This window comes from Streptomyces sp. NPDC041968 (assembly GCF_055589025.1).
This window is the reverse complement of the sequence record NZ_JBVJCB010000002.1, coordinates 389,846-410,658: the sequence shown is the minus strand read 5'-3', so window position 1 is coordinate 410,658 and position 20,813 is coordinate 389,846. Positions and strand designations below refer to the sequence as shown.

The window sequence follows — 20,813 nt, the reverse complement described above, 5'->3', positions numbered from 1 at the left end:
GGCCCGGGAAACCTATCCGGTGGCGCGGATCGCGGAGATGTCGAACTGGAGCCGGACCTTCTCGCTGACCATGCTGCCGCCTGCCTCGAGCCGCTGGTTGTAGACGAGACCCCACTCCCTGCGGTCGATGGTCGTGGTGCCGTCGAAGCCCGCGCGCTCGTAACCGAACGGGTCCATGACGGAGCCGAGGTAGTCCAACTGGATCTCCACGGACCGGGTCCGGTCGCGGATCGTGAGGTCCCCCGTCATGCGGAAGCTCTCACCCGCCTCGTGGACCGTGGAGGTGCTGCGGAAGGTCATCTCCGGATAGCGGCGCGCGTCGAAGAAGTCCCGGCCCACGAGGTGACCGTCCCGTTGCTCCACACCCGTGTCGACACTGGCGACGCGGATGACCAGTTCCGCCCGGGACTCGGAAGGCCGGGCCCCGTCGAAGTAGAGCGTGCTGTCGTAGTCGGCGAAGGCCCCGCGGACGGTCGTGACCATGGCGTGCCGCACGGAGAAGCCGATCCGGCTGTGCGGGCGGTCGATGGTCCAGTGTCCGGTCAGTGCCCGCAGTGCCGGGTCGAGCGTGGCGTCGGTCGCCGCGGTCCGCCCGAGGGGGCGGTCGGAGTCGACAGCCGGCGGCGAGTCGATGACGGCGGTCTGACGGCGGCTGAAGATACCCATGGAGTCGTGGCCTTTCCGAGTCGGTCACCTGGTGTTATCACGGAGCCGACCGGTAGGACGCGGCAAGATGTCTGACCTCGTCTGGGTTCCATGATGCCGACCGCGGAACTGCACAAGATCGACATGAGTCCGGTGCTGCCCGGCGCCGCCTCGGGGGGCCTTCGCGCCGAGGCGGGGTGAGGGCCGTGTCCCGCCGGGCTATCCGGCGGGATCCTCCTCCGCCTGCCGGACGGCGCGCTTGACCGCCCTCTCGACTCCTTCCGCCGACTGGCCGCTGACCGTGGCGTGGTCGGCGATCGCGGCCTGCGCGGCTTGGGTCGCCGCACGCCAGGCCCGGTGCTGCGCGTCGAACTCCTCGCCGTCGAGTCCGGCGAGCCGGGCACGCTGCTCTTCCGCCGCCCGCTCAAGAACGATCAGGTCCTCGGGAATGTCCACGCCGCCGATTCTAGGCCCGGACCCGGCGACGCCCCGTCCCCGACCCGCGGGCGTCACGAGGCGGCCGGGAGGCCCGGGGCACTCGGGGGGAGTGGGTGGCGCCGAGGGTGGCCGCCGCGCACCCGCGGCCGCGCCCTCCCCGGACGCCCGACGGTCCGGCCGTGTGGGTAACGCCTCCGACGGGGAACCGGCAGGGGGGCGGAACACACAGGCGACGCGGAGGATCCATGGACGAGTGCCCCCGGCTGCTGCAGACCGTGCTGGACACCACCGATGCCAGGCAACTGGCCGAGTTCTACCGGAAGCTGCTCGGTCTGACGTACCGGCCGGGGGACGAGCCCCCGGCCGACGGCGCGCCGGACACACCCGACTGGCTCGTACTGCGCACGCCCGACGGAACGAACCGCCTCGCCTTCCAGCGGGTGGACCGGCTCCCCCGCACGACGTGGCCGCTGCACGACGTTCCGATGCAGGCGCACCTCGATCTCACCGTGCCGGACTCCGCGGCGCTGGCGCGCCAGCGTCTGAGGGCCGAGTCGCTGGGTGCGGAACTCCTGCTCGACCGCTCCGACGATCCGGAGGAGCCGCTGTACGTCCTCGCGGATCCCTCGGGTCATCCGTTCTGCCTCTTCGTCTCCTCGGCGCACCCGAAGCCGGCGGGGGAGCGGGACCGTGGCTGATGTCCGGGTTCGCCACCGAGATGCCCGACGGCCCCGGCCCGGCACCGCTGGCCGCGATGCCCGCGGTGGTCTTCTCCCCCGCCCTGACGGCGCCGCCGGCAGCCTGGTCGACCGCTTCTGGGTGGTCGCCGCCCGGTGGTCACGGGGGCGGGGACGTACTCCCGCAGCTGGAGCCGCCTGTCGACGGTCCGCCCGGAACCGGGGGTGAGGGCCGGTCCGGCGGGGGCCCTGCCGGACGGTCGTCAGCGGGCGCTGCTGGCGTCCATCAGGGACTGCGGGCCCGTCTGACCGATGCGGTCGGTCTCGTCCTGGACCAGCAGGGAGAGCAGTGAGGCCACGGTGAGGCCCGCCTCGGCCGGATGACGCAGGACCTTGTCCGGGTCTATGCGGTAGGTGTTGGTGCGCCCGTCGCGGGTGTGGGACAGGTAACCGTTCTGCTCCAGATCGGAGATGATCCGCTGGACGGCGCGCTCCGTGAGCCGGCAGTGGGCGGCGATGTCGCGGATCCGGATGTTCGGGTTGTCGGCGATGGCCGCCAGTACGCGCGCGTGGTTGGTGATGAACGTCCATCCGCTGTGCGACTCAGATACTCCAACCATGCACAGCATTGTAGGACCATCTTTGCCTGATGCAGAATACGTGACATACTTTTCGCGTAATGGATGGCGCGATCCCCCACGGGAGAATCACAGGAGGGACCCGAGGGTGTCTATCGACGAGGCCGGAACAGAGGCCGCGACACACGGACGAGCGGTCGATGCCGACGGTGAGCGGGGGATGCCGGCCGTACCGACCGGCGTGCGCGTTGCGGGCGGGGCGGCGGTGGTGCAGTACGAGTGGCACGGCGCGTGGGTCGTCGTAGCGAACGGCTCCTACGACATGCACTCCATCACGCCGCTGGCGGAGGCGATGGAGGTGGCGGCGGCCAAGCACGAGAAGGTGGTCGTGGACGCTTCCGGGATCGCGTTCGCGGACTCGACACTTCTCAACCTCCTGATCCACAGCCACCTGGCCACCGATCTGCGCGTGGCCGCGCCGACGGCCCAACTGCAACGGATCCTGGAACTCACCGGCGTCGACACCATCCTGAAGGTGCGCGAGACGGTGGAGGACGCCGCTGTCGGCTAGGTTCCCTCAAGACCCTGTCGAGCACCGGGCCGGCGGGCACGTCGGTGCCGGTGGTGTCGAGAAGCGCGGGGCAGGATGGCCCGTGTGGAAGCGAAGAAGCCGCCGGACAAGACCCCCGACGGCCGGTTCGTCGTCGTGCGGGGACGCAAGTGGCGGGCGACCGACCCATCGGTACCCGAGGAGACGGCGGCCCGGCTGCGGCGTCACCTCATGTCGGCCCGTCGCGCGGTGCGTTCGGCCACGACCGCCGGCGACCCGGAGGCCGAGCGCAATGCGCGGGCGAGGGTGCACCGGTCGAAGATCGCGTTGGGGGAGCGGGGCACCCCCTGGTGGGAACAGAGCGAGGACGAGCGCCGCCGGCGTTGGGAGGAGGGACTCGCGTCCCTCGACGCGGAGGAGGCCCACCGGCTTCCGCCCTGATGTCCCGACGCCCCGACACCCTGGAACACACCGCACCGCACCGCACCATCGCGGCCGGTGCGAGCCGGTGCCGTCCGTCGTCCGTGGGGCGGGGCGTGGGTTCCGGGGGCCCGTTCAGAGCAGCTCGCCGTTGCGGGCGACCACCCGGCCTCCGTGGACGACCATGTCGCGCTGGGGCATGTCGACCACGACCTGCGGCAGGCACTCGCCACGCAGCAGCACGAAGTCGGCCGGCGAACCCGGTTCCAGGTCGGCCCGGGAGAGGCCCATCACGTCGGAGCCCCCGTGCGCCCCGGTGGTGTAGCAGGAGGACAGCTCCTCGTCGAGGCGTACGTCGGTGACCCGGCCCAGCAGATGGGCGCGGTGGAGCATGTCCGCGTTCCCGAAGGGGCTCCAGGAGTCGCGCACGCCGTCCGAGCCGAGCCCGACCCGTACCCCGTGCTCGCGCAGCGTGGTCACGGGCAGTACCAGGGACTCGTTCGGCGCGACCGTCGTCAGGGCGATGTCCAGCTCGGCCAGGTCCTCGGCCGTCGACCGCAGCTCGCTTTCGGCGAGGAACGGCAGGCAGAAGACGTGGCTGACCGTCACCCGGCCCCGCAGGGACAGGGCCCGGGTGCGTTCGATGATGCCGCGCAGCACCCGGGTGCCCTTCTCGTCGCGGTCGTGCAGGTGGATGTCCACCCCGACGCCGTGCCGGTCCGCGAGATCGAAGACCAGGTCGAGCTGCTCCTCCGGTGCCTGGTCGAAGCTGATCGGGTCGATGCCGCCGATCAGGTCGACCAGACCCTCGCGCGCCGCGGTCGCCAGCAGCTGAGCCGTGCCGGGGGTACGGACCACGCCGTGTTGGGGGAACGCCACGATCTGCACGTCCAGCGCGTCCGCGAGGCGCTCCCGGGCCTCGGCCACGCCTTCCACACCGGCCAGACCGTAGGCGGGCGCCACGTCCGCGTGGGCCCGCATCGCGCGGGTCCCGCGGGTCACGGCGTGCGCCATCAGGGCGTGGGCCCGTTCCCCGACGGGGCGCCGCTGGGAGCGGTACAGGTCGACGTCCTGGGCGCAGTAGTCGGCGATGGAGGCCGCGGGCCGGCGCGACACCCACGTGCCGCCCCAACTCGTCTTGTCGGGATGGATGTGCGCGTCGACGAGCGCCGGCAGGGCCATCCGTCCGGCACCGTCCACCACCTTCGCGCCCCGGGGCGCGGGCCGGTCGGAGATCCGACCGTCGATGACCGTCAGGTCGACCGCGTCCCGCCTGCCGAAGGGCCGCACGTCGCGGAAGACGACGGCCTTCCGCGCGGAGCGGGCGGGGTCCGGTGCCGTCTGTCCGGCCTGTGCCGTGGTGGAGGCGAGGGCGGCGGTGCCGCCGAGCGAGGCCGCGCCCGCGATGACGTGGCGTCGGGTCAAGGGCGGAGTCATGCCGTTCTCCAGGAGGGTGAGAGGGGCGGGGGTCGGTGCAGTCGTCTTCCACGCCGTTCGACGCGGGACGCGGTCAGTGGGGGATGCCCGAACGCACCACGCGGGTCGGGGCGGAGAGCACGCCCAGGTCGGCCAGTGGGTCGCGGGCGACCAGGATCAGGTCGCCCGCGTGACCGCGGGTCAGCCGGCCCGCCGTACCCTCCAGGCCGAGCAGTTTCGCCGCCTGGGTCGTGGCCGTGCGGATCGCGTCGAGCGGTGACAGGCCGGCCGCGTGCATCAGCTCCACCTCGCGGCCGACGGGGTCGACCGAGCCGCCGGAGGAGTCGGTGCCGGCCACCAGGGGCACACCGGTCTCGTGCGCGGCGAGCACCGCCCGCTTCAGGACCGGCAGGTAGGTGCGGCCCCGTTCGGCGAGCACCGGATCCGCCGACATCGCGAGGCCCGCGATGGCCGTGAGGGTGGGGGTGAACCACGTACCCCTGCGGCGCATCTCGTGCAGCGTGCGCTCCGTGACGAACACACCGTGCTCCAGGGAGCGGATGCCCGCCGTCACCGCGTCGTGGCAGCCGCGCTCGCTGTAGCTGTGGCACAGGACGCCGCTGCCACCGGCACGGGCGGCCGCGACCACCTCGCTGAGCTGCGCGTGCGAGTACACCTGCGTGAGCGGGTCCTGGTCGGGCAGTCCGGCCCGTTCGTTCACCCGCGTCTTGATGACGTCCGCGCCGCGAGCCAGGTTGGTCCGTACGACATGGCGCAGGGCCTCGGGGGTGCGCACGCCGTCCTTCGAACCGGCCAGCCCGGTGAGTGCCGGGTCGGCGAGGACGGTGTCGCCGAGGTCCGGTGTGACGAACACTCCCGCGGCCCGAAGCCGGGGCGCCAGGGTGGGCGCCCGACGGGCCAGTTCCCGCACGGCGATGTCCTGGAAGAAGTTCGTGGACCCGCTGCGCGCACTGGTGGCGCCCTTGCCGACCGCCTCTCGCGCCTCCGCCGCGGTGTTGAGGTGGATGTGCGCGTCGATCAGACCGGGCAGGACCCACTGGCCGTGGGCGTCCAGCCGCGGGACCCCGGCCGGGACGTTGGTCCGGCCGCGGGCGCCGGCCGCACGCACCACGCCGTCGCGGACGACCACGACGGCGTCCTCGGTGACCTCGCCCGTCGCCGGGTCGAGCAGGGTGCCGCCCTCGACGACCAGGTCGCCGGTGCGCGGCGGACGCCGATGCGCCGCCGCGGTCGCCGGGGCTGCGGCTCCGAGGGCGGCCGCGGTGCCGGCGAGGGCCGCCGACGCGGCGAGCACGCCCCGCCGGGTCAGCCTGCTGGACGGGGGCTCGGAGGGTTCGACGCACATGCGGGCTCCTGGAGGCGATCGACAGCCACCCGGACAGGGGGAGTCACGGGAGATACTGGCGTCATTTTGTATACCAAGGAGCACGGGTCGGCAAGGGTGAGGTGCCGCAGGGCCGGAGACCGTGGCGTAAAGGTCGACAGTGCGGAGACTTTGTGGGGGTTCGGACGCGTGGCGGAGGGGGATGGTCGGACGCCGCGACTTACTTGGTATACAAAGAGGTGTCCCCGAACAGGGAGCGCAGTGCCACGGCCCGGCTGTCCCGGACGTGCAGCAAGGTGCTCGCCGCGGCCGCTTCGTCGTCGCCCGCGGCGATGTGCCGGAAGATCTCCGCGTGCTGGGCCCGCATGTGGGCGGGCTCGGCGCGCATCCCGAAGAGCAACTGCAGCTGCCAGCCGAGCTGCTCCATGGTGCGGGTCAGGAGCGGGTTCCCCGACAGGGCCACGATCCGCTCGTGGAACTCCGTGTGCGCCGCCACCTCGCGGGCGCCCTCGTCCTGGTCGGCGGCCTCCTCGGCTCGCGACAGCGACGCGTGCAGCGCCGTCAGCTCCGGCGGCGGACCGTCCGCGGCGGCGACCTGTCGCGCTGCCAGCCTCGACGCCTGGACGGCCAGCGGTTCCCACACCTCGTACAGGTACCGGACGTCGGCCCGCTCGAGCCGGCGTACGCGCACGCCGCTGTGCGGGAGCAGTTCGAGGAGCCCCTCGGCGACCAGCGCCCGCAGCGCCTCGCGGACCGGCACCCGGGACATCCTCAGCTCCTCGGCCACCTCCCGCTCGACCAGACGTGCGCCCATCGGGTACCGCCGGTCCACGATGCGCCGGCGCACGGCCTCCCGGGCCTGCGCGCTCAGCGACGTCCGGGTCTGCTCCGCTTGCGGTGTGCTGGCTGCCACGTGGACCGTCCCTCGCTGTCGTGGTCAGCACGAGAATACGTTTCCGCCCGGGGCGGTTCGGTGTGAGGACCGGCCATGGGCCACTCACCGACGACGACGACACCTGCCGGCGCGTCGCGGAACGGCGCGCCCCACCCCGTGGTCACGAGGTGAGGCGCGCGTCGTGCACGGCTGCTCCCGCAGTCTTCGGTCAGTCTCCGACCAGGACGGGCCTCGGGGCCGGTTCCGAGGCCCGGGAGGTCGCGGAGAAGTTGCCCTCGACCTCGGCCTTCTCGGCCGTGTTGGGGTACGGGTTGGTGCAGGGGACGCCCGCGCTGGAACCCGACATCAGGCTGGAGCAGGGGCCGGGCTTGCGGTCCGGCAGGCCCAGGATGTGGCCGAGTTCATGGGACGAGATGCGCACCGTGTTGTACCCCTGGTTCACGGCCTGGCGCCCGATGTAGACGGTGCCGTTGCCGAGGGAGCCGGGCAGGGCGCGCGGCCAGCCGTTGTCCGCCAGGACGCGGATGTTGGCGCGCTGCCCGGATGCGGCCGGGCGGAGTTCCACGTTGTCGACGCTCTCGTTCCAGATCGCCGCGCCGCGATCGACCGCGGACCTGAACTCCGCGGCGCCGCTCGCGTCATAGGTGAGGACCCGGGCGGCGGCAGCGGGGGGCGCGGAGCCTTCGGACGGGACGGCGGCCAAGGCCTGGCCACCGAGCAGGGACAGGGACGTCAGCAGTGTCGCGGCCAGGCCGCCGGTCAAGGTGCGGACGTGCATGGTCGACCTCCTTGTGGGGGAAGGTAGTCGCGTTCATGACACCATCTGCCTCCCTGCCCACGTCACCCCGCCGCCAATCCGTCAATCCGGTCCGTCGCCGCCGATCCGGCCTGCCGCCCCGTCAATCCGGTTGCCGGGGACCGGACCGCCGCGGACCTCATCGGTCCCGCCACGCCCTATCCCCGGAAGTGAACGCCCGCCAGCTCCTCGGAGATCCGCCAGACGCGCCGTGCCTCCCCGGCATCGCGCAGACGGCCGTACAGCTTCTGCGGTGCCGGCGGGCCACCCATGTGCCCCGGTCCCCTCGGCCCGTAGAAGCCCCCGCCGACGGCCTCGGGGGACGTGGCGGCGAGCAGGGCGGGCAGCTGCGCCGTGTGCACCGTGCCGACGACGATGCCGCAGGCGGACAGGGCACGGATCAGGCGTACGCCCAGCGTGTCCTCGGCGCGGCCGACCTCGGGGCGGGCGGCGAGCAGACTCGTCGGCGCGATACCGGGGTGGGAGAGGTTGCTCGTGATGCCCCAGCCCGCCGCTCGGGAGCGCCGGTCGAGTTCGAGTCCGAAGAGACCGAGGGCGATCTTCGACTGGCTGTAGGCGCGCATGCCGTTGTAGGAACGCTCCCAGCCCAGGTCGTCCCAGTTGATGGCGTTGCGGTTCGCGGCGACGCTGATCTGGGACGTCACGCGGGCCCGGCCGGCACGGAGCAGCGGCAGCAGGTGGCCGACCAGGGCGAAGTGGCCCAGGTGGTTGGTGCCGAACTGCAACTCGAAGCCGTCGGCGGTCGTCTGCCGGTGGGGCGGGGTCATGACGCCGGCGTTGTTGACGAGGAGGTGGACGGGGCTGCCCTCGTCCAGCAGGGCCTTGCCGCATTCCGCGACGGAGGCGAGCGAGGAGAGGTCGAGGGCGCGCAGTGACACGGTCGCGTGGGGCGACCGCTCCCGGATCCTGGCGACCGCTTCCTCACCCTTGCGCGGATTGCGGACCGGCATCACGACCTCCGCGCCGGCGGCGGCCAGGCGCGTGGCGATGCCGAGCCCGATCCCGTCACTCGCTCCGGTGACGACGGCACGCCTCCCGGTCAGATCGGGAACGCTGATGTCGGTGTCTCGGTGTGGCATGGGCGCACTCCCTCACGATGTCGTCGCCCCCAAGGTGTCCCCGGCCACCGGGCCTGTCCAGGACCTCTCGATCCACTGATGAACGGGTCCGGGCTGCGGTCAGCCGAGGGGCGGGGGACGGGGCGTACGCGGGCCGGCCGCCCGGCGCCGGCGACCGGCGGCGCCGGAGAGGGGGATCGACGATCCGTGGATGAGCGCTCGGTCACGCGTTACAAAAGGATCGGTACGAGAGGGAGAGACGCATGGACATCGACCGGGCCGGGCTCGCGGCGTTCCTGAGGCGCCGACGGGAGCTGCTGCAACCCGAGGACGTCGGTCTCCCGCGCGGACGGCGGCGCAGAACCAGCGGCCTGCGTCGGGAGGAGGTCGCCGAGCTGTGCCACATGTCGACCGACTACTACGCCCGCATCGAGCGCGGGCGCGGTCCGCAGCCGTCCGAGTCCATGATCGCCTCGATGGCGCAGGGGCTGCACCTCTCCCTCGACGAACGGGACCACCTGTTCCGTCTCGCCGGTCACGCCCCGCCCGTCCGGGGCACGGGTGCCGTCAGTGAGCACATCAGCCCCGGCCTGCTGCGCGTCCTCGACCGGCTGGGCGACACACCCGCGGAGGTCGTCACCGAGCTGGGGGAGACGTTGCGGCAGACCCCGCTCGGCATCGCCCTCACCGGGGACACGACCCGCTACACCGGCCCGGCGCGCAGCATCGGCTACCGCTGGTTCACCGACCCGGTGACCCGCGAGCTCTACGCACCGGCGGAACACGCCTTCCTCTCCCGGATGTTCGCGTCCGGCCTCCGGGAAGTGGCCACCTTGCGGGGCCCGGGCTCCCGAGCCGCGGAATACGCCGAACTGCTCCTAGCCCGCAGCGACGAGTTCCGCGTCCTGTGGGAGCAGCACGAGGTCGGTGTCCGTCCGCACCACGTCAAGCGCTTCGTCCATCCGGAGGTCGGCGCCCTCGAACTGAACTGCCAGACACTCCTCGACCCGGAGCAGTCGCACCGCCTCGTCGTCTACACCGCGGTACCGGGCGGCGAGAGCCACGAGCGACTGCGCCTCCTCGCGGTCATCGGCCCGCAGGCGCTGCGCTGACCCCCTGCGGCGACGAGCCCCACCGCGGGAAAGCCTCAGGGCGGGACGGACCCGGTCGCGGGCGCCACCATTTCGGAGCGGAACGGCGCCGCAACGGCCGTAACGCGCACGGTGGGTGAGGCGGTCAACGATCGCTGATGGCCGATAAACGATCGTTGTCACCGTGCGGAGTTGTGCGTACGCTGCCACGCAGTTCCGGCGCCTCGGCCATCAGGGAGCACATCGTTGGAGTCGCAGACCTCGCTGGCCCGGACCGTGCGGCGCCTGGACCGAGCCATCGAAGAGCGGGGCCTGACGCGTGCCCAGTTCCTCGATCCCCCGGTGCTGGCGGCCACGACGGCCCTGCCCGAGAGCGTCATCCGAGAGCTGCTTGCAGGCGGGAGGCCGCCCGACGACACGGTCAACGAACGGGTCCGCGCACGTATCAAGGCGCTCAGCGACGCCCACCTGCGCCGCCACGGCACGATCATGAGGGATCTGGCCGCCGAGGTCTCCGCACGCACCGGCATCTCCGACGTATGGGCCCGCGCGGTCTGCGACGGCAGGAAGACGCCGAACGTGGAACTCCTGCACCACCTGGTGGGATTCTTCGGCGTGGAGGGCGGGGAGTCGTTCTTCACCGCGCCGGCCGACGAGGCGCTCGCACGCGTACTGCGCTCACTGGCACGCAAGTTGGAGCATCCGCACCTGGGCCCGGAGGCGGCCCTGCAGGAGGTGGACCCGGTCGCGGCACTGCTGGACCGGTACGGCGTGGTCAGCTCGGACCTGCGGATGCACGGGTCGGTTCCACGGGCGCAACTGGAGCGCCTCCTGGAAGGAGTTCTGAGGTCGGTGCTGCCTCAGGGGGGAGACGGCGGGCGATGAGCGGCAAAGCCATGAGGTCACTGCTGAGCGCCCTGGGTGCGGAGGCGTCGAGGACACTCAGCCGGCCGGCCGACCCACGCGACGTCATGCGGGAGTTCTGCCGGGCCATGAGCGTCCGCAAGGGACGGCCGATCGACCTCAGATTCAGCAGGTTCCCCAAGGACATGGCCGACGTGGACGTGTCGGGTGCCCGACTGGACCTCGGGGACCGCTCCATCATCGTGGTCGAGGAGGACACCGCCCCCCTGGCCCAACTGGTCATCCTCGGCCACGAACTCTGGCACGAGGAGGAAGAGCACCGAGGCCACCACATAGCCGGGCTGCACGGCGCCGCCCGCAGCCTCACCGCCCGGCAGCACCCCGAGGCCGTCCGCCGGGCCGTCGAGCAGATCCTCGCGCCGAGCGAAGTACCGCGCGAGGCGGTCCTCACCGTGGCGGCACGAGCGGAGACGGTCTCGCGCCACGAGGTGGAGGCGGAGACCTTCGGCCTGCTCTTCGGCCGGGAAGTGCGCTCCTGGATGAAGGGCCGCTACGCGGAGGGGCCGGTCAGCGCCGCGACCGTCGAGGGACGCATCAACCTCTCGCTGCTCAACCGCGGCGGCCGCATCCTGTGAACACCCCTTTCCACATCCCCTACGCCGTCCCCACCGCGCTGCTCCTGCTCGCTCTGGTGCTCAAGTTCCCCACCCTGGTCCGGGCCTGGCGCGACCCCGATGTCCGCGCCACCACGCTGCTGCTGAGCTTCGCCACCGTCGTCCTCGTGGTCATCACGCCGGCCAACATCGACCGTCTCAACGAGCTGACCGGAGTACCGAACATCGCGTCCCCCTGGGCGTACAGCTTCCTGACCGCCTTCTGCGCCACCGGACTGACGATGATCATGCGGTGGAGGGAGGAGCCGTCCCCGCGGCGCCGGCAGCGGATGCGCAACGTCTACTGGATCTACGCCGGGGTCGTCGTGGGCCTGTGGACGACGTTCCTGCTCGCCGACGTGCCGGAACCACGGATCTACGACCTCGACACCTACTACGCGGGCACGCCCTGGATGCGTGAGCACATCCTGCTGTACCTGCTCGCGCACATGGTGTCGTCCCTGGTCGCCACCTACATGCTGTGGAAGTGGTGGCCGAGGATCGAGAACCGCTGGCTGAAGTCGGGTGTCGTCTGCCTGCAGATGGGCTTCGCCTCGGGCGTCCTCTTCGACGCGGCGAAGGCGCTCGCGCTCGGTGCGCGCTGGTCGGGCCAGGACTGGGACGGCCTCAGCACCCGGGTCGCACCGCCGTTCGCCCTCCTGGAAGCGATCCTCGTCGCCGTCGGGTTCATCGTGCCCCAGGTCGGGCCCTCCGTGCAGAACCGGCTGCGCGAGCGGCGCGAGTACCGGCAGCTGCGCCCGCTGTGGTCGGCCCTGCGCGACGTGGTGCCGTCGCCCGTCACCGCCCGGGGGCGCCGGATGCCCCTGGGCCTGCGCCTGGTACAGCGCCAGCAGAGGATCCACGACGCCCTGCGCATCCTGGCCCCCTACCTGGACCGGGACCTCCATCGGCGGGCGCGGGACGCCGCGCCGCCCGGCCTCGACGAAGCCGGGGCACGCGGTCTCGCCGGGGCCGTGACCGTCCGGGCGGCCCTCCAAGCCCACCGCGACGAGTCGCCGGCCCGGGTGACCTTCGAGAAGCAGCAGTTGGGCGCCGATGTCAGCGACCACATCGACGAGATCTCCCAGAGCCTGCGGCACCCCCGCCTCATCGACGGCATCCTTCGACGGGTGACCAGAACAGAAAGCGCCAACACAGATGCCTCCTAGCACGAGCCGCCCCACAGCCGTTGTCATCGGGGCCAGCGCGACCGGCCTGTTCGCCGCCGCCGCCCTCGCGGAGTTCGCCGACGTCGTCCTCGTCGAGCGTGACGTCCTGCCCGACGGACCGACAGCCCGCCGGGGCGTTCCGCAGGCCAGGCACGCGCACCTCGTGTGGAGCGGGGGAGTGCGGGCCCTCGGCGAACTGCTGCCGGGCAGTGTCGACGAGGTCGTCGCCCGCGGCGGACGCCTGGCGCACATCATGGGCGACATGGTCTCCCGGGCGCCCAACGAGGTCTGGTTCAGGCGGTTCCTGGCGACTCACCACCGCAACCTCGTGTGCTCCCGCGATCTGCTGGACGCCGTGCTGCGCGCACATGTCCTCGCCGACCAGCGCATCACCCTGCGGCAGGACACCACGGCACTCGGACTGGCGGGCGACGACACCCGCGTCACCGCGGTCCGCGTCCGTGACGGCGACGGGGAGTCGACGCTGCCGGCCGACCTGGTCGTCGACGCCTCGGGGCGCGGCTCCCGCACCCCGCGTTGGCTGGCGGAACTGGGCCTGCCGCAGCCCGCCGAACGGACGGTGGACGCCGGGGTCACCTACGCCACCCGCGTTTTCCGCGCCCCTCACACCACCGCCGACCTGGCCTTTCCGATCGTGAACGTCCAGGCCAACCCCGCGAAGGCGCCGGGCCGGGGCGGCATCATCCTGCCCGTGGAGGACGGCCGGTGGATCGTCACCCTCTCCGGCACGCGGGGCGGTGAGCCCAGCGGCGACCCCGAGGCCTTCGTCGACTTCGCACGAGGCCTCGGCGACCCGGTCATCGGCGAACTCCTCGAGGAGGCCGAACCAATGGGTGACGTGGCCACCTCCCGGTCCACCGCCAACACCCGCCGCTACTACGAGAAGGCCAGGCAGTGGCCCGCCGGGTTCGTGGTCCTGGGAGACGCCGTCGCCGGCTACAACCCCGTGTACGGCCACGGCCTCACGGTCGGCGCGCAGTGTGCCCTAGCGGTACGCGCCGTCCTCAGGACCACGAGCATCACCGCCCCCGGCACCGCGAGGCGCCTCCAGCGCGCCGTGGCCCGTCCGGTCGGCGCGGCCTGGGACCTGGCGGTGGGACAGGACGCCCTCTACCCCGGTGCGACGGACACTCCGCTCACCGGAGCCGAGCGGCTGCTGGCCCGCTACGTCGACCGTGCCGTCGAGACCGGCGCCGCCCATCCGCGTGCACTGGGCGCCCTGCTGGATGTGATGAGCCTGGAGAAGCGACCCACTCGCCTGTTCTCGCCCGACATGCTCCTACCGATGCTGTTCGGCCCGAAGAAGCCGCGACTGCAGGGCCCGCCCCTGAGCGACGGCGAGCGGAAGAGCGCCATGTCCTGAATCCGGCGGGAGCGGGCGCGGCGCACGGAGAGCCGCCGTACTCTCGTCCCCCGCCCTCGACCAGCCGGCCGGGGAGACGTCCGGCCGCCGTACGTCGTCGGCCGATCACCGATCGAGGAGTCCTGATGCGTCCGTGCCAGCGCGTGGTGGCAGCCGTCCTCATGACCACCGCGGCCTTCTCCGCCCTCGTCCCCCAGGCCGTGGCGGCCTCCCTGCCCCGGGAGGCCGGCGGGATCCCCGCGGTCACCATCAGCCACATCGTCCCCTCAGCGGCCGGTGACGGCGTCGGCGGGACGGTCGCTGTGCTCTGCGCCGGCGGCTGCCCGCAGTGACCGGGTGCCGCCCACGCCCAGCGCCGTACGGCAGGAGGGGCGCCGCTCAGTGCCTCTGCCGGGCGAGGAACTCCTCGAACGCCGCTTTCTGCTTCGGGTCCATGAACCCCTGGCGGACCTCGCGGGCCTTCTCCTGGAGCCAGTGGGCCCCTGCCGGAGGGAGCAACTCGGCGACCACCGCACCCTGGCGTGCGACCGCCGTCCGCCCTCCCACCCGCCGCCTCAGCGGCACGGCCAGGCGGTACGGGCGCCGCGTCCGGCCTGTCGGAGGTGGCCACTAGCCTTGCGCACCATGGGCATTGGGATCGAGCTGAGGGAAGGCGGTGGACGGCACGGGTGCCGGACCACGCGTTACCCGCTCACGCCCACGACCCCCCAGCCCCGCCGGGCGCCTTCGGACAGCACGTCACCCCAGTCGGTCAGCAGGCCGGTGAACCCGTCGAAGTCGCCGACCCACCCGCCGGGAGCGGCGGCGTGCTCGTCGAAGGCGGCACGCAGCCCGCCGAGCCGGCGCCGGGCCCCGTCCCACCGGGCGGCCAGTTCCCGCACACCGTCGGGCGGATGGGCCAGCAGCAGACCGCGGGTGGCGGCGGGGTCGGTACCGAAGAACCCCGGTCGCGCGTGTCCGCTCGTGTCGTCCACCCCTTCGCGGACCAGCCCGAGCAGCAGCGGGTCCACCGCGGTCCGCACCGGCGGGTCGGCACGGTGACGCACGGACTCCCAGCGCTCCACGGCCCAGAAGTGCGGCTTGAACGAGCCGAGGGTGCCCCGGAACTCGTAGACGGCGAAGGAGGCGCTGTGGCGCCCCCGTGGCCACACCCAGTCCCCTTCGGGGGCCGGCGCGCCGTCGTCCCACAGTCCCGTCTCGTCGGCGTACCAGGCCTCCCGCAGCCGTGACAGCCGCTCCCTCGGCGGGACGCCGCCCAGCCATGCCCAGTCGGCGATCAGCACGGTGATGTCCAACCCCATGCACGCGAGCGTACCGAGAGCGTGAGCGGTGGCACGGACGGTGGGCCGTCCCCCGGACCAGCCGCTCGGTCGGAGTCGTCACCGCACGGTGCGCGGGCGGAGGACCATGAGCGGCCCTTCCGCGACCGCCACCATGGCGAAAGGGAAGCGGTCGATCTCGAGGCAGAGGGCCACGTCATCGGCGTGTGCTCCCCGGCGCACGCCCGCGGTCAGCTCGGCGGCGGCACGCGAAGCGGCGGCGCGGCGGAGGAACTCCGCGGCATCCGCCGCCGCCCCGGTGGCCCGGCGAGCGACGTACTGCGCGCACGCCAGGTCCTCGTCGGCTCGCCCGTCCTCGCCCGTGACCACGAACGTGACGCTGCCCGACCCGGACGACCGCAGAAGCGACGCCGTCGCCTCGGCCACCACGAACGCGGTGCACAGCACCAGCGGCGCGTCCTTGACCGCGAGGGCACCGACCGTCCCGGCCGTGGTCTTCTGTACGACGGTCCGCCCAGCGAGGTCGAAGGAGCGCAGCAAGCCCGGCGAGTTGACGGCGTCGAACCCGGGCGCGGGCGGACCGTCCTTGATCGCCACCCAGTCCGGATGCCGGCCCTTGAGCGCCCGGACCTCGTCCGGCGACCCGGCGAGCACGATCTTCTCCGCACCCAGGCCGAAAGCCCAGGCGGCCACCGTGAACGCACGCATGACGTCGACCACGACCGCCACCTGCGGGGTCTCGACCACCTCGTGGATGGCTGGTCGAGCAGTTCGGCCAGGCGCAGCGGGGTACGGTCCTCGAACATCGGGCCAATGGTCTGCACTCCTACCGGCAGTCCCTCAGGGGGAGCGGCCCGCAGGGACCGCGGTGGCGGGCAGACCGGGCATCGTGGGCAGCCCGGCCCGGACGAGCTGGTCGAAGTACGAATACGCGACGCCGTCGACGTCGATCCGGCGCTCTCGTGGATCGGGGTGGTGGTCGTGCGGGAACGCGGGGGTCGGGGTGACGGGACACACCACGGCGTCGGACTCCGCGAAGAGCCGCCGCCGGCCGTGCCGGTGGATCTCACGGCCTCGGTCCACCTCGACCCACTCGCGGTGGCTGAGCACCATGGCGCGCGGCCGCGTCGCGTCGAGGCTCCGGTCGTGGGAGTCCACGCGGGTCGCCCGGGCCCGCAACTCTCGTACGACTCGACGCGGAAGTGCGCGGTGGCGCCCGAGAACAGCAACTGACCGAGCGGCGTGGGGTGCCGGCCGTGGGGACCGGAGGCCCGGCCCCCAACTCCCTCCGCCGGTCCGGCCCGTCGCGTCACCGGGGCGACGGACAACATCTCGTGTCCCTTGCACCGCTCATGCCCTGGACTCACCCGTGAACCGCTCTCCCGGCTCCCCCCTCTCGCGCCGCGCCCTCATACGTACCGGCGCCGGCGCCCCGCTCCCCGCGCTCGGACTCGGCGCGCAGAGCGCCTCCGCCGCCGTGCCCGCCACCCAGCGGTTCGATCTCACCCAGCCGTCGTACGACCTGTTCCGCTCGAAGAACACGCACGGCGCCCGGGTCCAGCAGAGCTTCGCCTTCGACTGGGTGAACAAGTTCCTCTTCGTGGCGACCAAGCACAGCGGAAGCCCCGACTCGGCCGGTGACCTGTGCATCAACAAGATGGACTTCGACGGGAACCACCTCTCGTACATGCACCTCGACGGCTTCGGCCACGGCGTCGCCTTCGCGGCGCTGCCGAGCGGCTCCGGCACGGAACTGTGGATCGAGTGCGCCGCCAACACCGGGGGTTACGGCACCGCCCTGGCCCCCATCGACTACGTCGGCGGCGCCACCCTCGGCTCGCCGGCCGCCTCGGTCGCCCACCGGCCGATCCCGGGCGCCACCGAGTACACCTGCTCCGTCGACCCGGTCCACCAGCGCATGATCGTGCGGTACCACACCAGCGCCGGCAGGCGCATCGCCGTGTACCCGCTCTCCGCCTTCAGGACGCGCGACTTCGGTGCGCCGCTGGTCGACTTCAAGCAGCCGACGATCCCCGGCACGCCGCAGGGCTACACCCTGTACGGCTCGTACATGTACTACCTGACGGGCGACGCGTACCCGGGCGACGGCACCCCCACAGGTGACGGCAACTCCTATGTCACCAGCGTCGACATCAACACGGGCACCGTGCAGCAGGGTCCCGCCCTCACCAAGGCCGGCTCCACCCTCTACCACCGCGAGCCCGAGGGCCTGGCGATCTACCGCACCGACGCCGGTGAGGCGCGCCTCTTCATCGGCTTCGCCACCGGTGTGGAGGGCGACCGGCGTTCCAGCATCTTCTACAAGAAGGCGCTGGTCTGAGCAGTGCCTGACCGGCGGCCGCTCGTCGGCCGCCGGAGCCTCGCCGACCGTACGCCCTCGCAAGCTGGCCGGCCGGCGGGCTGTACCGAACCCTCGGCCGTGGTGGCTGCGGAACTGGTGGGAGAGCCCGGAGCGTGCATGGTTCGAAGACCCGTTTCGCCATCCGTCGTTGCGACTGTCCGAGTACGTCCGGCGACAGAACGCGCTTCTGGACGGCGCCAATCTGCCCGGCTGCCCGGCTTCGGCTTTGCGTTCCCGAGGAAGCGAGTTCTCCTCGCGTCCCGAACCTGAGCCGGTTGACAGCTACTCCACGAGACCGAAGCCGTCCGGGAACGCTTCCAGGAATTCACGGCGGCCGGGATCGGTCTCGGCCGCCGTCGTTGCCTCGATCACCCGCCGGAAGTCTCCACGCTGGATGTCCGACAGTCGATCCACCACGCGGCGACACCCTCCGGTGCCTTCACCGCATCGTCCTGATCCATGTGATCATCATCTGCACTCTCGACGAATGTCGTCGGCCCACCGCGCGAACCCGTACAGCGCGTGCCCCAGGCGAGGTCCACAAGCGTCTCCGCCAGGGCGCTGGTCAGGGAGGGTACTGCGACATGGACGATCGATCCTCCGAAGGCGATGGCCGCAGAACTCTCCGCGCACCCAATCCCATACGGCTGACGACACCCACTGTCATCTCGCCACGGAAAGTCGGGCCAGAACCGCACGGCTGCAGCGGGACGCGGACACGGTACGGGACACGGGAGCCACCGGGCTGACGGTGCTCGCCCGGGACGCGGCCGGGCGCGAGACGCAGGCCCGGTCCGGCACCGCGAGCCTGAAGGACGGGGGCCGGGTGCCCTTCGACGCCTACTACCGCATCGGCAGCGACACCAAGACCTTCACGGCCGTGGCCGCGCTCCAGCTCGTCGGTGAGGGCACGCTGAGCCTGGACGACACCATGGAGCAGTGGCTGCCCGGAGTAGTCGCCGGCAACGGCAACGACGGCAGCCGACTGCGCCGCACGCTGATACCGGACACCTCGCCGTACGTGCCGATGCCGACTGGGACGGTGCGAAAGACTCACCCCCTGGGTGACCCGTCGTGGGGGGTGCGCGCGCCCTCCATACGAGGGGTGCTGCCACCCCCTTGTCGGGCCATGTCTGTGCAGTGGGGAGCGGCGCAGACTGAGGGTCGCCCCCAGGCCGCATTCACCTCGGCCTCACCCCTCACACCCGCAGAGGCGGAGAAGCACAGAAGACCGGTAGCGCTGGCGGCCAGGGGGCACGAAAACGAGAGGGAAATCATGAAACGCCAGCTCAGCAGAGTGGCCATCGCCGCCCTCGCAGCCCTGCTCTCGTGCCCCTTGTGGGCCGGAACGGTATCGGCCGCCCCACCGATCACGTGTGTAGGCCAACAGCTCACCACATACAGCCCCGGACTCAAGCAGCTCGTCCCGCAGACCGTCACCTACGCGTCGAACGGATCGTACGGCTCCTGCCCGGTGAACGACGGCGTCACCTCGGTGACCTACAGCGAAGGCAGCACCATCCCCAACGCCACGTGCCTTGCGTTCCCGAGTACCGCGACCGCCAAGCTGGTCTGGCGCCTCGTCGACGGCAGCACCCAGCAGTCCACCGTGCAAGTCACAGGCGTCGACATCAGCGCCGCCGGCCTGACCCAGGTCTACACGTCGGTAGGCACGGTGCAAAGCGGCCGCTACGCCGGCCATCTGGTCAACGTCACCGTCGCCATCGTCCCAGACCTGACCAACCTCACCCCCTGCCTCACCCCGGCTGGGCTGACCCAACTGGACGGCGCGAGCACACTCACCATCATCTGACCGGTCCGCGCGCCTCGAAGGCGCTGCGGCCCGCTGCGGCCCGGGGACCTCCACGCAGAGGGCCCCCGGGCCGAGTGCGTGGAGGGGCGGCCAGCTCGGACACAGCGCACGCACTGAACGGACCCCCTGCGTGGCAGGAGGAGCGTCCGCCAGTGGGAGGGCAAGCTGGTCGCCTTCCTGGTCGTGATGGCGGGCTCTGTGACTGGCTTGTCGGGCGAAGCAAGAGAGGCCACTGCTGGCCGCCAGCAGGCCGAGAGGACGGGCTTTTGGGGACGTAGGGGTAGTGGTGAGGGTCGGGTGTGGAGCGCTTGGGAAGCAGGTGCTGCCCGCCAAGGACGTCGCTGGGGCCGTTGGCGGAGATGGGGGCGCCCGGGGCGACGCCCTTGGCGGTGGAGGCCAGGCCGGTGGCGACGCGGCCCTTGAAGCTGCCCTTGACCTTGTAGACGGACCCGGCACCTGGCCGGCCAGCTCCCTGTACGCGACCGCCGCCGTCGACCTTGGACAGAGTGCCCGGCTGCGGCGGGCCGGCCAGCGCGCCGGATCCGGATGCACCACCATGGGAGGGACTCCAGCACTGGCAGCCCTCCCTTGGGGGCTGGCCGACAGTTCGGCGTGCACGGCGGCGGGCAGCCAGTGCGGCAGGACGCCCTGGGCGGCCAGGTGCTCGGCGCGTTTGGGCAGGGGGGAGGGCGGTCTGGGCGGCGCGGACGCAGCCGGGATCGGGGCGCGCTCAGGGTGTTGCGCGTCGGCGGGGCCGCCGCGCCCGTGCCGCGGCATCAGGGCACTGAGGTGCAGCACCGGCGGTTGGGAAGCGGCTGGTAACCGGGCCGGTCACATCAGCCGGCCTGCCGGGTGTCCGCCGGGATCGTCGGCCAGCACGATGGTGGCTTTGACGCGCTTACCCACCGGCTCGCGGCGGATCTCGAAGCTGCGGCACACGGCCATCACGATCTCCAGGCCGTGCTTGCCGACCCTGTGCGGATCGGCTTCCTGGGGCACCGGCAGGGCCGGATCGCTGTCCCAGACGCTGATTTCCACAGCGCCGTCGCTGACCTCCAGATCCAGCAGGCACGGGCCGGGCGCGTACTTGTGCGCGTTGGTCACCAGCTCGCTGACCACCAGCTCCGCCAGGCCCATCGCACGCTCCGACACCGGGATCCCGTGAACGGCCTGCACCCCGATCATGAAACGCCGGGCCGCATCCCGGGCCTCACCGATCCGCTCCCCGCCCTCCAGGGCGACCGCGGACAGTAGGGGACGGCCGGCCAGCGACTGATCCTCGTCTTCGCGCACCACTGGCTCCATACCGCCACCCTCGTCCTGAGCAACCCGGCTAAGGGCGTTCAACTACCCCCGAA

At 72.1% G+C, this 20,813-nt stretch carries 24 protein-coding genes and 1 pseudogene; 11 read left to right on the top strand and 14 right to left on the bottom strand.

What is annotated here, in order from left to right; genetic code table 11:
- Positions 1 to 12 precede the first annotated feature (12 nt).
- Both ACZ6EG_RS06955 and ACZ6EG_RS06950 read right to left on the bottom strand, forming a co-directional pair.
- Positions 13 to 666 (bottom strand): YceI family protein, encoded by a 654-nt coding sequence (locus ACZ6EG_RS06955; protein WP_391968915.1) that lies wholly within the window; start codon positions 664 to 666, stop codon positions 13 to 15.
- 198 nt (positions 667 to 864) lie between these two features.
- Positions 865 to 1,101 (bottom strand): hypothetical protein, encoded by a 237-nt coding sequence (locus tag ACZ6EG_RS06950; RefSeq protein WP_391968914.1) that lies wholly within the window; start codon positions 1,099 to 1,101, stop codon positions 865 to 867.
- Positions 1,102 to 1,328: 227 nt separating this feature from the next.
- On the opposite strand from ACZ6EG_RS06950, the gene ACZ6EG_RS06945 reads away from it, so the two are divergent.
- Positions 1,329 to 1,781, top strand: coding sequence for a VOC family protein (locus tag ACZ6EG_RS06945; RefSeq protein ID WP_391968913.1), 453 nt, complete (start codon positions 1,329 to 1,331; stop codon positions 1,779 to 1,781).
- Positions 1,782 to 2,023: 242 nt separating this feature from the next.
- On the opposite strand, the gene ACZ6EG_RS06940 is transcribed toward ACZ6EG_RS06945, so the two are convergent.
- Entirely contained in the window at positions 2,024 to 2,380 is a 357-nt protein-coding gene (locus ACZ6EG_RS06940) for a helix-turn-helix transcriptional regulator (protein WP_391968912.1), read from the bottom strand.
- A gap of 178 nt (positions 2,381 to 2,558) precedes the next feature.
- On the opposite strand from ACZ6EG_RS06940, the gene ACZ6EG_RS06935 reads away from it, so the two are divergent.
- Both ACZ6EG_RS06935 and ACZ6EG_RS06930 read left to right on the top strand, forming a co-directional pair.
- Positions 2,559 to 2,909: an STAS domain-containing protein gene (locus tag ACZ6EG_RS06935; RefSeq protein ID WP_469602313.1), complete on the top strand. Its 351-nt coding sequence runs from the start codon at positions 2,559 to 2,561 to the stop codon at positions 2,907 to 2,909.
- A gap of 75 nt (positions 2,910 to 2,984) precedes the next feature.
- Complete coding sequence (locus ACZ6EG_RS06930) at positions 2,985 to 3,329, top strand: hypothetical protein (RefSeq protein WP_469602310.1); 345 nt, start codon at positions 2,985 to 2,987, stop codon at positions 3,327 to 3,329.
- Between the two features lie 114 nt (positions 3,330 to 3,443).
- Here ACZ6EG_RS06930 and ACZ6EG_RS06925 read toward each other — a convergent pair whose 3' ends face one another.
- From ACZ6EG_RS06925 to ACZ6EG_RS06905, 5 genes are all read right to left on the bottom strand, one after another.
- On the bottom strand, positions 3,444 to 4,745 hold the full coding sequence (locus tag ACZ6EG_RS06925; protein ID WP_391968909.1) for an amidohydrolase: 1,302 nt from the start codon (positions 4,743 to 4,745) through the stop codon (positions 3,444 to 3,446).
- Positions 4,746 to 4,818: 73 nt separating this feature from the next.
- On the bottom strand, positions 4,819 to 6,090 hold the full coding sequence (locus ACZ6EG_RS06920; RefSeq protein ID WP_469602307.1) for an amidohydrolase family protein: 1,272 nt from the start codon (positions 6,088 to 6,090) through the stop codon (positions 4,819 to 4,821).
- Between the two features lie 199 nt (positions 6,091 to 6,289).
- Positions 6,290 to 6,982, bottom strand: a complete 693-nt coding sequence (locus ACZ6EG_RS06915; RefSeq protein ID WP_391968907.1) for a GntR family transcriptional regulator — start codon at positions 6,980 to 6,982, stop codon at positions 6,290 to 6,292.
- Between the two features lie 190 nt (positions 6,983 to 7,172).
- Positions 7,173 to 7,742: a snapalysin family zinc-dependent metalloprotease gene (locus ACZ6EG_RS06910; RefSeq protein ID WP_391968906.1), complete on the bottom strand. Its 570-nt coding sequence runs from the start codon at positions 7,740 to 7,742 to the stop codon at positions 7,173 to 7,175.
- A gap of 176 nt (positions 7,743 to 7,918) precedes the next feature.
- Complete coding sequence (locus ACZ6EG_RS06905; protein ID WP_469602302.1) at positions 7,919 to 8,860, bottom strand: SDR family oxidoreductase; 942 nt, start codon at positions 8,858 to 8,860, stop codon at positions 7,919 to 7,921.
- Between the two features lie 242 nt (positions 8,861 to 9,102).
- Between ACZ6EG_RS06905 and ACZ6EG_RS06900 the strand changes: the two genes are divergently transcribed.
- The 6 genes from ACZ6EG_RS06900 to ACZ6EG_RS06875 all read left to right on the top strand — a co-directional run bounded on the left by ACZ6EG_RS06900 (position 9,103) and on the right by ACZ6EG_RS06875 (position 14,332).
- Complete coding sequence (locus tag ACZ6EG_RS06900) at positions 9,103 to 9,951, top strand: helix-turn-helix transcriptional regulator (protein WP_391968904.1); 849 nt, start codon at positions 9,103 to 9,105, stop codon at positions 9,949 to 9,951.
- Positions 9,952 to 10,176: 225 nt separating this feature from the next.
- Complete coding sequence (locus tag ACZ6EG_RS06895) at positions 10,177 to 10,815, top strand: hypothetical protein (protein ID WP_469602299.1); 639 nt, start codon at positions 10,177 to 10,179, stop codon at positions 10,813 to 10,815.
- Positions 10,812 to 11,429 (top strand): toxin, encoded by a 618-nt coding sequence (locus ACZ6EG_RS06890; protein WP_391968902.1) that lies wholly within the window; start codon positions 10,812 to 10,814, stop codon positions 11,427 to 11,429. The genes ACZ6EG_RS06895 and ACZ6EG_RS06890 overlap by 4 nt, the downstream gene beginning before the upstream one ends.
- Positions 11,426 to 12,616, top strand: a complete 1,191-nt coding sequence (locus ACZ6EG_RS06885; RefSeq protein ID WP_469602297.1) for an MAB_1171c family putative transporter — start codon at positions 11,426 to 11,428, stop codon at positions 12,614 to 12,616. Before ACZ6EG_RS06890 ends, ACZ6EG_RS06885 begins: the two co-directional genes overlap by 4 nt.
- Entirely contained in the window at positions 12,606 to 14,000 is a 1,395-nt protein-coding gene (locus tag ACZ6EG_RS06880) for an NAD(P)/FAD-dependent oxidoreductase (protein ID WP_469602295.1), read from the top strand. The genes ACZ6EG_RS06885 and ACZ6EG_RS06880 overlap by 11 nt, the downstream gene beginning before the upstream one ends.
- A gap of 125 nt (positions 14,001 to 14,125) precedes the next feature.
- A complete protein-coding gene (locus ACZ6EG_RS06875) occupies positions 14,126 to 14,332 on the top strand; it encodes a hypothetical protein (protein WP_391968899.1) in 207 nt (68 codons plus the stop codon).
- Positions 14,333 to 14,378: 46 nt separating this feature from the next.
- Here the strand turns inward: ACZ6EG_RS06875 and ACZ6EG_RS06870 are convergent, their stop codons facing one another.
- The 4 genes and pseudogenes from ACZ6EG_RS06870 to ACZ6EG_RS06855 all read right to left on the bottom strand — a co-directional run.
- Positions 14,379 to 14,564: a hypothetical protein gene (locus ACZ6EG_RS06870; RefSeq protein ID WP_469602679.1), complete on the bottom strand. Its 186-nt coding sequence runs from the start codon at positions 14,562 to 14,564 to the stop codon at positions 14,379 to 14,381.
- A gap of 119 nt (positions 14,565 to 14,683) precedes the next feature.
- Entirely contained in the window at positions 14,684 to 15,301 is a 618-nt protein-coding gene (locus ACZ6EG_RS06865) for a hypothetical protein (RefSeq protein WP_469602292.1), read from the bottom strand.
- A 78-nt stretch (positions 15,302 to 15,379) separates the two neighbouring features.
- Entirely contained in the window at positions 15,380 to 15,988 is a 609-nt protein-coding gene (locus ACZ6EG_RS06860) for a 2-phosphosulfolactate phosphatase (RefSeq protein ID WP_469602658.1), read from the bottom strand.
- A gap of 23 nt (positions 15,989 to 16,011) precedes the next feature.
- A pseudogene (locus ACZ6EG_RS06855) lies at positions 16,012 to 16,512 on the bottom strand (amidase family protein); the annotation flags it as partial.
- A 137-nt stretch (positions 16,513 to 16,649) separates the two neighbouring features.
- Here ACZ6EG_RS06855 and ACZ6EG_RS06850 point away from each other — a divergent pair.
- Positions 16,650 to 17,621 (top strand): phage baseplate protein, encoded by a 972-nt coding sequence (locus ACZ6EG_RS06850; RefSeq protein WP_469602289.1) that lies wholly within the window; start codon positions 16,650 to 16,652, stop codon positions 17,619 to 17,621.
- A gap of 303 nt (positions 17,622 to 17,924) precedes the next feature.
- Here the strand turns inward: ACZ6EG_RS06850 and ACZ6EG_RS06845 are convergent, their stop codons facing one another.
- Positions 17,925 to 18,059, bottom strand: a complete 135-nt coding sequence (locus ACZ6EG_RS06845; RefSeq protein WP_469602286.1) for a hypothetical protein — start codon at positions 18,057 to 18,059, stop codon at positions 17,925 to 17,927.
- A gap of 334 nt (positions 18,060 to 18,393) precedes the next feature.
- Between ACZ6EG_RS06845 and ACZ6EG_RS06840 the strand changes: the two genes are divergently transcribed.
- Positions 18,394 to 19,455 (top strand): serine hydrolase, encoded by a 1,062-nt coding sequence (locus ACZ6EG_RS06840; protein WP_469602283.1) that lies wholly within the window; start codon positions 18,394 to 18,396, stop codon positions 19,453 to 19,455.
- Between the two features lie 831 nt (positions 19,456 to 20,286).
- On the opposite strand, the gene ACZ6EG_RS06835 is transcribed toward ACZ6EG_RS06840, so the two are convergent.
- Complete coding sequence (locus ACZ6EG_RS06835; RefSeq protein WP_469602279.1) at positions 20,287 to 20,748, bottom strand: ATP-binding protein; 462 nt, start codon at positions 20,746 to 20,748, stop codon at positions 20,287 to 20,289.
- Positions 20,749 to 20,813: the final 65 nt, after the last annotated feature.

Bases quoted from the DNA above. Each gene is read 5' to 3' on its own strand.
- ACZ6EG_RS06955 (WP_391968915.1), bottom strand. From the start codon at position 666: ATGGGTATCTTCAGCCGCCGTCAGACCGCCGTCATCGACTCGCCGCCG.
- ACZ6EG_RS06945 (WP_391968913.1), top strand. From the start codon at position 1,329: ATGGACGAGTGCCCCCGGCTGCTGCAGACCGTGCTGGACACCACCGAT.
- ACZ6EG_RS06940 (WP_391968912.1), bottom strand. From the start codon at position 2,380: ATGGTTGGAGTATCTGAGTCGCACAGCGGATGGACGTTCATCACCAAC.
- ACZ6EG_RS06935 (WP_469602313.1), top strand. From the start codon at position 2,559: ATGCCGGCCGTACCGACCGGCGTGCGCGTTGCGGGCGGGGCGGCGGTG.
- ACZ6EG_RS06930 (WP_469602310.1), top strand. From the start codon at position 2,985: ATGGCCCGTGTGGAAGCGAAGAAGCCGCCGGACAAGACCCCCGACGGC.
- ACZ6EG_RS06925 (WP_391968909.1), bottom strand. From the start codon at position 4,745: ATGACTCCGCCCTTGACCCGACGCCACGTCATCGCGGGCGCGGCCTCG.
- ACZ6EG_RS06920 (WP_469602307.1), bottom strand. From the start codon at position 6,090: ATGTGCGTCGAACCCTCCGAGCCCCCGTCCAGCAGGCTGACCCGGCGG.
- ACZ6EG_RS06910 (WP_391968906.1), bottom strand. From the start codon at position 7,742: ATGCACGTCCGCACCTTGACCGGCGGCCTGGCCGCGACACTGCTGACG.
- ACZ6EG_RS06905 (WP_469602302.1), bottom strand. From the start codon at position 8,860: ATGCCACACCGAGACACCGACATCAGCGTTCCCGATCTGACCGGGAGG.
- ACZ6EG_RS06900 (WP_391968904.1), top strand. From the start codon at position 9,103: ATGGACATCGACCGGGCCGGGCTCGCGGCGTTCCTGAGGCGCCGACGG.
- ACZ6EG_RS06890 (WP_391968902.1), top strand. From the start codon at position 10,812: ATGAGCGGCAAAGCCATGAGGTCACTGCTGAGCGCCCTGGGTGCGGAG.
- ACZ6EG_RS06880 (WP_469602295.1), top strand. From the start codon at position 12,606: ATGCCTCCTAGCACGAGCCGCCCCACAGCCGTTGTCATCGGGGCCAGC.
- ACZ6EG_RS06875 (WP_391968899.1), top strand. From the start codon at position 14,126: ATGCGTCCGTGCCAGCGCGTGGTGGCAGCCGTCCTCATGACCACCGCG.
- ACZ6EG_RS06865 (WP_469602292.1), bottom strand. From the start codon at position 15,301: ATGGGGTTGGACATCACCGTGCTGATCGCCGACTGGGCATGGCTGGGC.
- ACZ6EG_RS06860 (WP_469602658.1), bottom strand. From the start codon at position 15,988: ATGCGTGCGTTCACGGTGGCCGCCTGGGCTTTCGGCCTGGGTGCGGAG.